This is a genomic window from Kiritimatiellaceae bacterium (assembly GCA_013141415.1).
Classification (GTDB): domain Bacteria; phylum Verrucomicrobiota; class Kiritimatiellia; order Kiritimatiellales; family Tichowtungiaceae; genus Tichowtungia.
In genome coordinates, this window is sequence record JABFQY010000003.1 from 266,884 (window position 1) to 281,674 (window position 14,791).

14 protein-coding genes are annotated in these 14,791 nt (G+C 53.0%); 5 read left to right on the forward strand and 9 right to left on the reverse strand.

What is annotated here, in order from left to right:
* Positions 1 to 4: 4 nt before the first annotated feature.
* The 9 genes from HOO88_05425 to HOO88_05465 form a co-directional block, all read right to left on the reverse strand.
* Positions 5 to 1,522: a hypothetical protein gene (locus tag HOO88_05425; protein ID NOU36189.1), complete on the reverse strand. Its 1,518-nt coding sequence runs from the start codon at positions 1,520 to 1,522 to the stop codon at positions 5 to 7.
* Positions 1,515 to 1,775, reverse strand: a complete 261-nt coding sequence (locus tag HOO88_05430; GenBank protein ID NOU36190.1) for a hypothetical protein — start codon at positions 1,773 to 1,775, stop codon at positions 1,515 to 1,517. The genes HOO88_05425 and HOO88_05430 overlap by 8 nt, the downstream gene beginning before the upstream one ends.
* A gap of 134 nt (positions 1,776 to 1,909) precedes the next feature.
* Positions 1,910 to 2,269 (reverse strand): hypothetical protein, encoded by a 360-nt coding sequence (locus HOO88_05435; GenBank protein NOU36191.1) that lies wholly within the window; start codon positions 2,267 to 2,269, stop codon positions 1,910 to 1,912.
* A gap of 85 nt (positions 2,270 to 2,354) precedes the next feature.
* Positions 2,355 to 2,849, reverse strand: coding sequence for a hypothetical protein (locus HOO88_05440; protein NOU36192.1), 495 nt, complete (start codon positions 2,847 to 2,849; stop codon positions 2,355 to 2,357).
* Between the two features lie 10 nt (positions 2,850 to 2,859).
* Positions 2,860 to 3,912 carry a hypothetical protein gene (locus HOO88_05445; GenBank protein ID NOU36193.1) on the reverse strand — a complete coding sequence of 351 codons (1,053 nt, stop codon included), beginning with the start codon at positions 3,910 to 3,912 and terminating at the stop codon, positions 2,860 to 2,862.
* Positions 3,913 to 4,243: 331 nt separating this feature from the next.
* A complete protein-coding gene (locus HOO88_05450) occupies positions 4,244 to 6,016 on the reverse strand; it encodes a 2Fe-2S iron-sulfur cluster binding domain-containing protein (protein NOU36194.1) in 1,773 nt (590 codons plus the stop codon).
* Positions 6,009 to 9,146, reverse strand: coding sequence for an NADH-quinone oxidoreductase subunit NuoF (gene nuoF, locus HOO88_05455; protein ID NOU36195.1), 3,138 nt, complete (start codon positions 9,144 to 9,146; stop codon positions 6,009 to 6,011). Before nuoF ends, HOO88_05450 begins: the two co-directional genes overlap by 8 nt.
* A complete protein-coding gene (locus HOO88_05460) occupies positions 9,143 to 9,670 on the reverse strand; it encodes an NAD(P)H-dependent oxidoreductase subunit E (protein ID NOU36196.1) in 528 nt (175 codons plus the stop codon). The genes nuoF and HOO88_05460 overlap by 4 nt, the downstream gene beginning before the upstream one ends.
* Positions 9,671 to 9,782: 112 nt before the next feature.
* On the reverse strand, positions 9,783 to 11,342 hold the full coding sequence (locus HOO88_05465) for a PQQ-binding-like beta-propeller repeat protein (GenBank protein NOU36197.1): 1,560 nt from the start codon (positions 11,340 to 11,342) through the stop codon (positions 9,783 to 9,785).
* Between the two features lie 155 nt (positions 11,343 to 11,497).
* Between HOO88_05465 and nfo the strand changes: the two genes are divergently transcribed.
* The 5 genes from nfo to HOO88_05490 all read left to right on the forward strand — a co-directional run bounded on the left by nfo (position 11,498) and on the right by HOO88_05490 (position 14,748).
* Entirely contained in the window at positions 11,498 to 12,334 is an 837-nt protein-coding gene (gene nfo / locus HOO88_05470) for a deoxyribonuclease IV (protein ID NOU36198.1), read from the forward strand.
* A gap of 214 nt (positions 12,335 to 12,548) precedes the next feature.
* Positions 12,549 to 12,824 (forward strand): hypothetical protein, encoded by a 276-nt coding sequence (locus HOO88_05475; GenBank protein NOU36199.1) that lies wholly within the window; start codon positions 12,549 to 12,551, stop codon positions 12,822 to 12,824.
* Complete coding sequence (locus HOO88_05480; protein ID NOU36200.1) at positions 12,802 to 12,969, forward strand: hypothetical protein; 168 nt, start codon at positions 12,802 to 12,804, stop codon at positions 12,967 to 12,969. Before HOO88_05475 ends, HOO88_05480 begins: the two co-directional genes overlap by 23 nt.
* Before the next feature lie 88 nt (positions 12,970 to 13,057).
* Complete coding sequence (locus tag HOO88_05485) at positions 13,058 to 13,771, forward strand: hypothetical protein (protein NOU36201.1); 714 nt, start codon at positions 13,058 to 13,060, stop codon at positions 13,769 to 13,771.
* A gap of 101 nt (positions 13,772 to 13,872) precedes the next feature.
* Entirely contained in the window at positions 13,873 to 14,748 is an 876-nt protein-coding gene (locus tag HOO88_05490; GenBank protein NOU36202.1) for a DUF2971 domain-containing protein, read from the forward strand.
* The last annotated feature ends 43 nt before the right edge of the window (positions 14,749 to 14,791 follow it).

Below are 14,791 nucleotides of genomic sequence, written 5' to 3' on the forward strand. Positions count from 1 at the left end.
AATTTCAGCGCCGGCGATAGACATCCACCTGCGTATAAACCGGCCCCCACGGGTGCTGTCGAACCGGAAGAATCCGTTCCAGCACAAGCGCCTCATTAAGACGGCTGTAAAGCGGTGCCAGACCCTCATACGGGCTGTGGAAAACATAAACCCGACCCGACACATGTTTCAGTTTTTGCACCAGCACGGAAGCTTCCTGCGCCAGATCCTGCTGATCATCCAGCAGTTTTTTCGGGTCGATACAGGAAGGCCGCGTCATCTGAATTTCCGGAAAAACATAGCGCGGGCCGGTTTGGATTTTCATCTGACCGAAATAGTATTCCGCGGTGAAATGACTGATGCCGGTCTCAACCACCGCATCAGCAGAAGAGATTTCTGTTCCTAGGCGGGCAATCACGTCGCGCTGTTCCGTCAGCTTCCCGGACATCCGCCAGCCGGTGTAACGCGCCGCACCGGCTAAATTCACCGCGATCAGCAATGCCAGCACCGCCGCCGGGAAACGAAGTTTTGAAACGGCATAACCAGTCAGCGCACAGACCAGCGGCAGTCCGATTAAATCCATCTTATCAAGCCAGAAAACCGGACGGAACAGCGAGATCAGCACGATCAGTCCGATTGACAGAAAATGCGCCACAAACAGTTCGCGCGCGTGCCGGTCGTCGGTTGAATTGTTTTTACGCCGCAGGAGCTGAAAGATAACGAACAGCCATAGGATCAGCGCAACGCCCATGCGTAGCAGCTTCATCCCGTCAATCGCCAGCATCTGGCTGGAAATACTGAGCAGATAGGCGCCGATGGCACCATGGTACCGCTCCAGCTCCGGAACCGTTTCCGGTGTCGAACCACTGAGGTATCCCGCCGCCTGCAATGCCAGCGACGGCAGCCAAAGCACCGCGCCGGCCAGCAAAAAGAGCGAGACCATAAATCCGGCGCGCAGACGGCGGCGGTAGAATATCGCCAGCACAAAAAACTGCGAGAGCGGCACAAACAGATAAAACGTGTGCGTGTAAAAACCGGCTACCGAAAAAAGCACAAACAGCATTCCGTCGCGCATTGTTCCGCGCCGCATCGCCCGGTAGAAAAAAAGCCAGGCCAGCACCGTGCACAGCACCATCAGCGAATAGTAACGCAGATTGGTCGCCTGATGCAGACACGGCAGGCAGAACGCCGCGCAGGCCGTTCCGGCAATCCGGATACGCGAATCGGAAAAGAGTTCGCGCAAAAGAAACGGGATCACTGCCAGCACTGCGCAGTCCAGCAGTACCGTCAGCGCAGTCAGCACATATTCGCCATCGCCGAACAGCCGCATCCAGCCGTGCAGCAGAAAATAAAAAAGCGGACTGCCGTTATCTGAACTGAGCGTCTGGACAATCTGCAACAGCGACCCCTTGGCCAGTTTGATGGAAAAGGCCTCGTCCAGCCAAACACAGGAAAACGGAAGCTGCACAAAGCGAAACGCAACTCCCGTCAGTACCAGCAGAGGAATCAGCCACCGTTCTGCTTTTTTCCAGTCCTTAAGCATGATCGAAAACCATCGACTGAACTTCGACCCCGTCGATGGCCGTGAGCTTCTTTTTGAAAGCGGCAACCTTGGCGTCATCATCCACCATGTCGAGCAGGATCAGTCCGTTAGGAGAACAGGCACCCTTACCGGCTTCGTGCAGGCCGAGCCGCGTACGGATCTGACAGCCGAACTCCGTAAATACCTTCTGGATTTCACCTGCGTGCTTCACCCGCTCCGTAATATGAACTCCGACAACAATATGCTTATCCATAATATCCTCCTCGATTGCAGGGAGTTTTAGCGGATTCTCTCAAGGGTTGGAAGCCGGACGATTACTTTTCCAATCGTTTAAAAATTCTCGCGCAAAGCCGCCAAGGCGCTAAGAAGTTTCAATGGTTTGGAAAATCACCGAAGCAGACGCTGAATCTGAACCAACAAACCGGGCGCGTCTTTCCCCTGAGCAAATCCGGACAAGGCCTCTTTCGCCGCGATGATCTCTGCGTTCAGGATCTCTTTTTTATCCGCCAAAAATTCATCCAGCTCTGCCGACGAAAACGAATAGCCGAACAGCCGCAACTCCTCGCGTAACTTTGACAAAAACTCCGCAAGGGAAAGTTCCTCGGCGTACCCCGTGATGATTTGGAACAGGATGTATTCGGCGACCCGCTCATCGCCGTTCAAATGATTTTTAAAACCGGTGTAGTCAAACCGCCGTTTGGCACTCTCCGTAATGGTGCTCCACACAATATCCTCAGCTTGCCTCATCGTCAGATCATCCCCTGTTCAGCGATACACCGAATCGCCCCGCCAAAAATTACGAGGTTAGGAGTGACCCCGGTTTCGGTTATTTCTATTCCTTATTTAAAATGGCTTCGACCCGGCTCCGAATGTAGTTCGTCTGCTTTCGATAGGAGTAAATAAACAGCACCAGCAGGCCAACCAGTCCAAGCAGATATTTGTGAGTGGTAAACCAGTTCCATTTTGTCTCTATGGAGTTAAGTACCATGCTAAAAAGCAGCAGTACAAACATCGCAACTAAAGTCCGGTAGGTGTTGTTCACCTCAGACAGTACTTCGATTTTTTGGTCGGCGGCAGCGGCTTTGACAAAAGCCTTGTATGGCGCGAATCGGAGAAATTTGATCCATTTAAAAACCGGCTCAACAAAAAGCGAACCAACACGACTGATCAACATTCCAACGAAATAGTAAAAAAATGCACCCACAAGGATGTTTTCTTGAATCATGTTGTACCCCGTTACTTTGCGGAGCAACACCACGAACACTATTCCCGGAAGCAAATAGTTGAACAAATTGTACGATGACAACTTGCTGATCAACTCACTCATAACCGCCTCCTTATTCTTCAACCATCTCAGAGAAGCTCATCTCTTGCGCTGTAGAGTAGCCTGCTCTTTCTGGCGCCTTATACGGCTGGCGTAGGCTTTGTCCCTTGGTCGAATAGACTTTCATGTTTCGCCGGATACAAGCATTTACCACTTTCTTCGCAGGGTGCTTTTCTGATTCTTTTGCCGCAGATATAAAAGCTACACTGGCTTTGATTCTATTCAATATAGATGGGGATATGTTTCTCTTACTCCCATGATGGGGCACTTGGAATAAGCTTATTTTCTCAAGACTGATGCTCTTTTGATCTGCGTGATAGATCGCATTTTTCATGGCGGGAATCCCGGCATCGCCTGTTAGCAGAATGCGCTCCCCGTCAAACTCTAATAGCGTAACAACACTTGAATTATTTTCAGCAGACGTCTCTCCGGATTCATCCAACGTTTCAATATGCAACGCTTCCTTCACCCAATTAACGGCTTCTCTAAGCCCCGCTGAAAAGGTTTCTGTGGCCGATTTTGCTTCGGGACTTTTTGCAAAACTAGGAATCAGTGAAACATAGGTGCCTTCGCTTGGCCCAAGTATCGTTATTTTAGCTCCGCCGCCGGTGACGACTTTTCCGGCGAAAGGTTCTTCTATAGGAATATTTTTTTCTTCAGCGATTTCTTGTAGCTCATGAGCAAAGTTGTAAGCCTGTCTAAGTCGCTCCTCTAAACTGTCATTTGTTATTCTACCGTCTTTAAACATGTGTAGAATTTCATCCGAACGATCCCAAGGCTGATGCATCCACAACCCACCAACGCCAAGTTCGTTTAATACAACACGCAATCCTGACGAGTGATCACCATCGGGATGAGTGCAGATGACTAAGTTCACAAAGGTTGTTTTGTATGTTTCCTTAATCAGCTTTACCAGCGCATCGCCAGACTCTGTAGTTCCGCCGTCTATCACTGCAACATATTGTTTGCTGGCATCTGAAAAATCGCCCCATCGGACAGCAATGGCATCTCCGCTTTTTTCTCCATTCCCAACCGCTAAGAAATCTACTTCAAGACTATTGCTCATTTCAGACCTCCTTCACTGATCACATGGTAATTTTCATCACATCAACCTTCCCTATCATGGCTGTGGTGCCGAAGGCGTTGCGGCGCTTCCAACTCAACACGGCGGCGCGAAAAACTTGATGACTTTTACCGGATTGTTCAAAGGGCAGGAAGCGTTAAAGACAGGGATCAGCGGTCAGATGTCGGAGGTCCGCATTCCAAATCTTGTAAAAAATCCGACCAACTCTTCCAAAGCTTGGAAACTTCCGTGCTTTCTGTGTATTCCGTGGTTAAAAATCCCAATAAAAAACCCCCACCATTTCCGGCAGGGGCTCTTTTTGGGCGGCGAATCTCTACAGCGCCGGTTTGTGCTTATACTTCGTGTGCAGCAGGTGATGCGATTTTTCGCCGAGCGGCGCGCCAAGGAATTCTTTATAGAGCTGCTGGACGGCTTCGTTTTCGTGCGATTTGCGCAGCGCCTTGCCTTCGTCTTCGGCATAGATGGCACCGATACGCTTCATGCGCACCGAGTCATCCGTCAATCGCGGCTGTCCGCCGCCGCCGATACACCCGCCGGGACAGGTCATGACTTCGATGAAGTGATAGCTCTTTTCGCCGCGCTTAATGCTTTCAAGCAACCGGCGGACATTGGCCAGTCCGTGGGCGACCGCCAGCTTCACTTCAACACCTTCGAGGAACGACCACGCCGGAACAGTGCCGGTTATAACGACAGAAGCTTCTTTGATTCCTTCGAGTCCGGCGACCGGCTTGACGTGCAGATTTTCCATCGGCAACGTGCGTCCGGTGACGATTTCGTAAGCCGTCCGCAAGGCCGCTTCCATGACGCCGCCGGTGTTGGCAAAAATATCCGCCGCGCCGGAGCCGAGTCCAAGCGGGGCATCCATTTTTTCGTCTTCGAGCGACATGAAGTCAATCCCGGCCTCTTTAATCATCCGGCCCAGTTCGCGCGTGGTGAGTACATAATCCACATCGCGGACACCGCTATCATCCATCTCTTCACGCTGGCTCTCAAACTTCTTGGCCGTGCACGGCATGACGGAAACGACCACCATATCCTCCGGCTTCACGCCGATCTTCTGTGCATAATAGGTCTTGGCGACCGCGCCGAACATCTGCTGCGGCGATTTGCAGGTCGAAAGATTCGGCAGAAATTCGGGATAATAATATTCCGCGAAGTTAATCCAGCCGGGCGAACAGCTGGTAAACATCGGTAACGGAACTTTTTCGCCGTCCACCAGCGCTTTTTTTAAACGCGTCAGCAGTTCGGTGCCCTCTTCCATGATGGTGAGGTCGGCAGTGAAGTTCGTATCGAACACGCCGTTGAAGCCAAGTGCGCGCAATGCGCTAACCATCTTACCGGTGACGCGGGTGCCCGGTTCGCAACCGAAGCATTCGCCGAGCGCGGCGCGAATAGCCGGTGCCGTCTGCACAACGACTGTTTTCTTCGGATTTTCGAGTTCTTTCCAGACCGCTTCCACATGGCTCTTTTCAGAAATAGCACCCACCGGACAAACGGCGGCGCACTGTCCGCATTGCACGCACGCCACGCCATCCAGATTCAGCGTGAAGGCCGGGCCGATCACGGTATCGAAGCCGCGTCCCTGCGGATGCAGTGCACCGACGCCCTGCACCTGCGAACAGACGGTGACACAACGGCGGCACTTGATGCACTTGGAGTTGTCACGAACCAGCGCCGGTGTGCTGTTGTCGATACGGGCTTTAGCTTTTTCACCTTCGTAGGCGATTTCGCGAATTCCCAGCTCGGAGGCCAGCGCCTGCAACTCACAGTCCTGATTGCGGTCACAGACCGGACAGTTGCCGTTGTGTTCGGAAAGAAGCAATTCGACCACCTGTCGGCGTGCGGCGCGGACACGCGGACTGTTGGTTTTAATATCCATTCCGTTCGCTACCGGCGTCGAGCAGGCCGCCATCAGCGTACGCGCACCGGCAATTTCGACCAGACAGACACGGCAGGCACCGATCGGCTCGCGCTTCTCAAGAAAGCAGAGTGTCGGAATTCGAATTCCGGCACGGCGCGCTGTTTCCAGAATGGTCGCACCATCCGGCGCTTCAATGGATTTTCCGTTGATCGTCAGTTTATACATTGGAGGCCTCCTCATTACATGCCGTGCATTTTCCATAGTCACAACGCAAACAGCGCCGGGCCTGCCGAACCGCTTCGGATTCATTCCACGACTGCTCCACTTCATCAAAGTTACTGCGCCGTTTATCAACCGGCATCATCCGCAGTTTCTCTCGCGGATACGGCACCGGCTCGGAATCAGGGTCGTAGTTGGTGGTGTTTTCCTGCTCAGCGCGCCAAAAGGCATGCTTCCCGCCGCTCAGAAGTTGATCTATGCCGACCGCCGCACGTTCGCCGTCGCCGATCGCGTGAACCACCGACATCGGCCCGGTCACGGAATCGCCACCGGCAAAAACACCTTCTAGAGAAGTTTTTCCGGTAACCGGATCGGCTTTAATCCATCCGCGTTCATCAAGTGCCAGTGCCCCGCCGAATACCGAACCGTCGAGTGCTTGGCCGACTGCCATAATGACCTGATCGGCTGCGACAACGAAACTTTCGTCCTTGCCCGCTTCGGGGCGGCGACGACCGGAACGGTCGAATTCGCCCAGATGCATGTGAAGACATTTCACGCCAGTGATTTTGCCTTTGGCAGCGACGATTTCTTCCGGTGCCGTCAGCGCTTCAATCGTTACGCCTTCCTGAAGTGCTTCTTCAATCTCTTCGGCGTAAGCAGGCATTTCTTCGCGGGTGCGGCGATACAGCACCGTCACCGAATCCGCGCCAAGGCGGATCGCGGTGCGCGCGGCGTCAATCGCGGCGTTACCGCCGCCGATCACAACAACCTTTTTGCCGACCGGCACCGAGCCGCGAATGTTGTACTCGCGCAGAAACGCCATGGCATCCGCCACGCCTTTTGCGTCACTGCCCGGCAGTTCAACGCGGATTCCTTCCGGCGCGCCGATGGCGACAAAAACAGCCTCGTATCCATCGTCTTTCAAACTTTGGATGGTGAAATCTTTGCCGAGCGTTTTGCCGGTTTTTATTTTTACGCCCATGTTTTCAACAAGGCGGATTTCGCGAGCGAGCGTTTCACGCGGCAGGCGGTAGGCCGGAATGGCCTGAACCAGCATGCCGCCGGGGCGGGCCTCTTTTTCAAAGACGACCGGTTTATAGCCGAGGCGGGCGAGGAAAAAGGCGCACGAAATACCAGCCGGGCCGCCGCCGATGATTGCGATTTTCTTTTTCGCGTTTGCCCCGTTGGCGCGGACTTCCGGCATCTGCAGTTCTTTTTCCTGATCCACCATGAAGCGTTTCACGCCGCGGATAGAAACGGAATTATCGAGCGAGGCGCGGCGGCATTTATCTTCACAGGTATGGAAGCAGACGCGGGCGCAAACGCTGGCAAACGGATTACGGCTGCGATGAAGTTTGAGTGCTTCGTCGTAGCGCTTTTCGCCGACCAGCGAAACAAAGCCGGGAATATCCACTCCAGCCGGACAGGCGCTCTGGCACGGCGCGCGCACCAGCGAGGCGCAGACGCCCGCACGGCAGTGGCGATCGCGGATATGTTCGACATATTCTTCGCGGAAGTGGCGGATGGTCGAAAGCACCGGATTGGGCGCGGTCTGCCCCAGTCCGCAAAGTGAGCCCTGCTTGATGAACTCGCCGAGTTCGATCAACCGGTCAATGTCATCCATGCGCCCCTGCCCGTCGCAGATGCGCGTCAGGATTTCGAGCATCCGTTTGGTGCCGACACGGCATGGCACGCATTTGCCGCAGGATTCCTCCTGCACAAATTCGATGAAGAAACGGGCGACGTCCACCATGCAGGCATCATCGTCCATGACGATCAATCCGCCTGAACCCATGATGGCGCCGAGTTCGCTGAGCGATTCGTAATCGAGCGGTACATTCAAATGCTGACGCGGAATACAGCCGCCGGACGGGCCGCCGAGCTGGGCGGCTTTGAACGGCTTGTTGTTCACGATGCCGCCGCCGATATCGTAGATCAGTTCGCCGAGCGGCGTGCCGACCGGAACTTCGACCAAACCGGTGTTACGAACCGCACCAGCCAGCGCAAACACTTTGGTGCCTTTGCTCTTTTCGGTTCCGAACGAAGCGTACCACTGTGCGCCCTTGCCGATAATGGCTGGCACGTTAGCAAAAGTTTCTACGTTATTTAAAACCGTCGGCTTGCCCCACAGCCCTTTTTGCGCCGGAAACGGCGGACGCGGACGCGGTTCGCCGCGCTTGCCTTCGATGGAAGCCATCAGCGCGGTTTCTTCGCCGCAGACAAACGCGCCGGACCCCATACGGATTTCGAGATCGAACGAAAAGCCGCTGCCGAGAATGTTGTTACCAAGCAGTCCGTGGGCGTTGGCGTCATCAATCGCTTTCTGCAACCGGGCGACAGCCAGCGGATATTCGGCGCGCACATAAACATAACCTTGCGATGCGCCGATGGCGTATGCGCCGATAATCATCCCTTCGATCAAACTATGCGGATCGCCTTCGAGAACACTGCGATCCATGTAAGCGCCGGGATCGCCTTCGTCGGCGTTGCACAGCATATAGCGCTGATCGGACGGAGTCTGGCGGGTGAAATTCCATTTCATCCAGGTCGGGAAGCCCGCACCGCCGCGTCCGCGCAGTCCGGAGACTTTCATCTCGCTGATCACATCATCGGCACTCATGCCGTCGAGCACTTTGCCAAGCGCCTGATAGACACCGACGTTGAGAGCATCATCAATACTTTCTGGATCAATCCGTCCGCAGTTGCGCAAAACGATTTTGGTCTGCTTCTTGAAGAAATCGATGTCGTTGATGTTGGCAACGGCCGCGCCGCCTTTGGCGTCACGGGCGACGAGCCGGTCGATTATTTTTCCGCCGACAGCGTGTGCCTTAATAATTTCGGCGGCGTCTTCGGGTTTGACGCGCTGATAGAATGTCATGTCGTCAACCATCAGCATGACCGGTCCTTCGGCGCAGAGTCCCATACAGCCGACGGCGGTCACGTTGACTTTGCCGGCTAGTTTCTGTTTGAGCACTTCGTCACGCAGTGCCGCGATGACTTTGTCGGATCCGGAAGCGAGGCATCCTCCGCCTGCGCAAACCAGAATCTGTTTTACGCCTTTGGGTGCAGTATGTTCCTGCGGAATTTTGCGCAGTTCCTTGACGGATGAAATCGTTTTTTTAGCGGGCGCGATCATTGGGCGTCTCCTTTCTCACCGGCGGCATAAGCTTTCAGCAGTTCGCCGACTTTCGACGGCTTCACGCGCTGATGGACGTCGTCGTTCACCATAATGACCGGAGCGAGGCCGCAGGCACCGAAGCAGCGACCGACATCGAGCGAAAAGAGTCTGTCTTCGGTGGTCTGGCCGACATCAATACCGAGTTGTTTTTTGAGAGCAGAGAGAACCTCTTTGCCGCCGCGCACATAGCAGGCCGTGCCGAGGCAGGCGCGAACGACAAATTTTCCGCGCGGCACGGTGGAGAAGAAGGAATAGAAACTGACCACACCGGCCACTTCGCTGTAGGGCTTATTGAAATCAGAGCTGATCTTTTTCAGCACACCTTCCGAAAGGTATCCGAACCGACCTTGCGCGATTTGCAGGGCAGGAATTAATCCGCCCGGCTTATCGCGGTATTCGTCGAGAATCTCCGTGAGCTGCAAAACCATTTCCTCTTCGGTCAATGACTCCGAACAGGCACAACACGTTGCATTCTCCGTCATCAGATACCCCCCGTTTTACAGATGGATGCCAAAAAGCGTTGGCAGTGTACACGAAAGATTTCGGGGATAAAAGCCGGATTCAGCCAATTTGGCAGAAAACTCCTAAAAACAACTATGGAGCGACCTGTTTTCTGTCAGCATCTTTTTGAATCGCGTACAGATTTTCGCCGGCAACAATATACAGGCACCCGTTAGCCGCAGAGCATAGCCCGTTAATCTGCCCGTTCAGCTTCGTACTGTGGAGCAGTTCCATATCTTTTCCTTCTTTGAAGATGAAAAACTCGCCCCGTCCGTTGCCTACAAATATTTTCCCGTCCGCCACCAACGTACCTGCCCGTATCTGGAACTGAGTATCAAACGTCCAGTACAACTCTCCGGTGCCTTCGTCGATGCAATGGACTTTCCCGTAAAGGTCTGCTGCGTATAAAAGCCCCTTTGAAATGGAAACCGCGCCGTTGATCAGGCCGACGCCGCGGCATTCCCATATTTTTCCGGTTTCGGTGATATCACCCTTTTTCGTTGCATCGATGCAGACGATAATTCCGTCTTCTTTCGGATGGGTCCAATCCTCGCTCAGCGAAACAAAGACGCGGTTGCTGTTACACACGGGAGCCCCGTAGATTTCAAACCGGCGGCTACCCTTAAGGTAAAAATTAGGATCAAACGACCAGATTGCCTTGAGCGTACCTGTTTTCTCCCAAAACCATTTTTTCGGCGCGGGATCAAATGCATATACCTTGCCGTCACAGCCGCCAAAAAGTATCTGTGCCTTGCCATTCACCATGCCGACTGATGGCGTACCCCACTGTCCGTGAATTATATTTCGGCTCATCTTTTCGTTATCAACTGCAATCAGTTTCCCGGTCTTTTTATTCAGCACCATCAGGCTGGGGGTCTCTTCGTTAAAACGCGGACGCGGGAGCTTTTCGAATTCCTTTTTATCCCATCCGCAATTACCGGTTGTGGCATAGACATAATCGCCGTAAACAAGCGGAGCAAAGGCGTACGCATTGTGGTAGTGAACGTTGGAAATGTTCTCTTCAATATCAAACATCCAGACCACATCGGCATCCGTTTTGTCGAGCGTTTGGGGCGGTTCGATCCCGTAGATTAACGCCTCATTAACAAAAGGCCCTGCATTGGTACCGAAAAGACCATCCGTCGTCAGACAGAAAAACTGCAGGTTTCCGCCGCACAGATAAAGACGGTTGCTTTCTACCACAGGCGCTGTGGTCAGTCCAAACTGCCCAGAGGTGACACCTTTTTCTTTCCCAATGAATTGCCACAGCATCTCGCCTGTTTTTTCATCGAAGCAGTAAAGTGCTCCGCGTTTCGGAATCAGGGGGTATTTCGGACTTCCATCTTTTGCATCTGCCGCCAGATACACTTTCCCGTTCGCAATGACAGGTACTCCCATACTTTTCGCCCCGATCGGTGCCACCCATTTGATGTTTTTCCGAGGATTCTGTTCACTGCCGACCTCGAATGAATCGGGAAGTCCTTTTGTATCCGAAACCGCGTTGCGGAAAATTGTACCGCCATGCTGCGGCCAGTCGTACCGTCCGGTTCCCGGCGACGGAAACTGAGTCTGCGACTCAGATGCGGTAGCAACCGCTATGAACAGTACGCTAAGAAGCGTGCTTATGGTAACTGCTGATACGCATTTCCGCATGATCGTCCCCCTCATAATTTGAAAATGTGAGCACCAAAACTTGCGGTGCGTTATACGCTAAAAATCCGTATCACCAAAGCCGGATTTCATAAAATTATCCGCCTTTTTACCACTCAGTGGTTGGAGCAGTTGATTTTTCCTATAAACTGCCGCCTATGAAATCAATCGGAGCCCATGTCAGCGCAAGCGGCGGAGTGGAAAACGCCCCGCTCAACGCCAAAGCGATCGGCGCGAATGCGTTCGCGCTGTTTACCAAAAACCAAAAACAGTGGGCTGCCGCACCGCTTTCCAGCGAAAGCATTCAGGCCTTCAATAAAAATTGTGCAGGCACCTTTTCCGCCGCACAGATTCTTCCGCACGACAGCTATCTCATTAACCTCGGCCATCCCGAAACCGAAGGACTGGAAAAATCACGCGCCGCGTTTCTGGATGAAATGCAGCGCTGTGAACAGCTCGGACTTGACCGGCTCAATTTTCATCCGGGAAGTCATTTGGGGAAATGTTCGGAAAGCGAATGCATTGCGCTCATCGCTGAGTCGATCAATCTGGCGCTGGCACAAACCAAAGGCGTCACCGCCGTGATTGAAAATACAGCTGGGCAAGGCACGAACATGGGCTACCGCTTCGACCAGCTCGCGGAAATGATCGCACAGGTTCATGACAAAACGCGCGTCGGCGTCTGCATTGATACCTGCCACACCTTCGCGGCGGGTTACGACCTGCGCACTGAAAAAACTTTCGCGGCGACATTTGAGGAATTCGGTAAAACCGTCGGCTTCCAATACCTGAAAGGAATGCACATCAACGATTCCAAGAAGGATATCGGAACACGGGTTGACCGCCACGAATGCCTTGGCAAAGGATTCATCGGCATCGACTGCTTCCGATTCCTGATGACGGACGAACGGTTTAACGGTATTCCATTGATTCTGGAAACTCCCGATCCATCCATCTGGGCCGATGAAATCAAACTGCTCCGCAGTTTTGAATAAAATAACGAATTAGGCGGACTGACCCTGGTGACTTTATCACCCGCCGCACTTGATTCCCCTCCCGCCAACCTGTTAAAAACATCCCGTGCCGCAAGCGTTTTTGGAAACTAAATGATGAAACAAACATTCCGACCCGTGATCAAGGAGTCCGACATCGCCAGCGACGATCTATTGCATGCCCTACGCGAGCATCCACAGTCCATAGGTGGTATCCATGAGTGACCCCGCCCAGACATGCCCCAAGCACGGCGACGAGTTAATCCAGCGCTTTAATGGACTGGGATCGGCTTACTTCCAATGCCCGACCTGCACCGCCGTGGCGCAGCAGGTCTACGTCCACCGCAAACTTAGCGACGCCGAACTCGCCGCCAAGGAAGAACGCACCAAGGTGACGTATAAACGCACGATGGCGGCTATCCGGCTCGTCCGCCGTGAGCGCACAATACCCTCGGCGGAAAAGAGAGCGAATGATCGCATCCCAATGGCTTAAACAGGCGATCGGAGCTGAGCACGATATCTCGGTACTCCTGCGCCACGACGGTTTGATTTTCGCGACCGACCGTAAGCGCCTGCATTCGTTGCTCGGCGGGCCGGACGAAGTCGGGGGCAAGGCCAGCGCCGGGGTAACCTGCTAAAAATCACCCATTCCGCTGGCGTTTTTTGAAACGGAAATAAAGAAATAATAGACTGACACTGGGGACAGAAACGACAGGGGACTTTGATATGATAAACACACAAAAACGCCACGCAAAAAATATCCTGCGCCGAAACTCTTTAATCTGCTATGTACCTATTCACCAAAGGATGGAACGATTAAACTACTCACGTTTAAGAGCAATCCGGGCAACGTGTTACGGATTCATTCTGCCCACCGCGCTTGTGCTTCTGGCTTTGCCCAGCGGCGCACAGCAACCCGATGCGCGACAACTTGCCTACGATATAACCGCGTTTAACCGCATACCGCCCAACCCAGCGCCCCACGTATGCGAGCCGCCGGTACAATGGCCAGGCGTTGGACTTTGGACGCTAACCGACGGAGCGCGCGAGGAGTTGGAGACCATAGCGTTTTGCCTTTGGAATGAGGCGCACGAAGACGGCCGCCCCGCCATAGAGGCAGTAGCGAGCGTTATTCATAACCGCGCACGCTATGAGACATCGAGATACGTGGACATTATCGCAAGATCGGGCCAGTTTTCCGGGTACCGCGCGACAGTGCCGGACGACTTCATACACCCCAACGTCCAGGCGCTCAGCTATTCCGGCGAGCTCCAAGCTTGGACAGATTGCCACTTGTACGCCGAGCGCATGATACGGGGCGGATTCCAGCCGGCGAATAACTCAGACCATTTTTATAGTGGCCCGCCGCCGGCCTGGAGCAAAAACTTGACCAACGTACACACCAAAGGCCGATTGACCTTTGGCCGAATGCAGAAATAAACCCGAACGCACCGCGCCCCCGCCACCTGCCCGCGATCCTGCTAAAAACGGCCTGTCCCGCCGATGTTCGGCAAAATGAATGACAAAAAAAGGATGAAAAAGTGAATTCCGACATACTTTATCACTACTGCTCAAATGAAGCGTTCCACTCGATAGTCAGCAACCACTCAATTCGCCTATCGTCCCTTCTGCTATCAAATGACTCCATGGAAGGCAGGCTGGTTTCCGGCTTAATCACCGAGCTGGCAAAAGAAAATGGTTTAGACCAAGCCAAGGCACAACGACTTCAAGAAAATATAATTCAGTTTGAAAGCATGTTTGACGGCCTCGGGTTTTGTTTTTCCGAAAAAGGAGATTTGTTAAGCCAGTGGCGAGGATATGCAGACGATGCCAGTGGCGTATCAATCGGGTTCTCTAAAAAATATCTAACTCGGCTGCCCGCTGCTTACAAAGATAAAAGGAAGGACGGGTTCTTTTTAGATCAAGTTACGTATGACCGCGAAACTCAAAAAAAACTCATAACCCCTATATTCAAAGAGATGATTGAGCGCATAAACCGCGGAGCCTTTAACATCCCAAACCACGGTACGATTATATTTCCAAGATCGGCTGAGGATATTGCTCAAGAGGAAGGACAAATCGCACTGGCACTGGCTGACTTACATCTTAAAAGCCTAGATCTGTTCGGCGTAATCTTTTCATTTAAAACCTCTGCATTTTCCGAAGAGAGTGAGTGGCGATTGCTTTCTCATCTCTTCCATATAGGAAAAATAGATACTGAGTGCGAATTCCGTGTGGTCAGAAAAAAGATCGTGCCATACCGTGAATTTCCTCTGCAAAAGTTAGAATTAAACGCGATCCATGATGTCTTTCTCGGCCCCAAAAATACGACTCCTGAAAACGTCGTCAGAGGGCTTCTTGAGTCTAATGGGTTTTCAGATGTCACAGTAAAACGATCTTCCGCTTCATACAAATGAAGAACCGGAGTGAAAGGTACCGGTCCTATCTTTTAACCTTTGG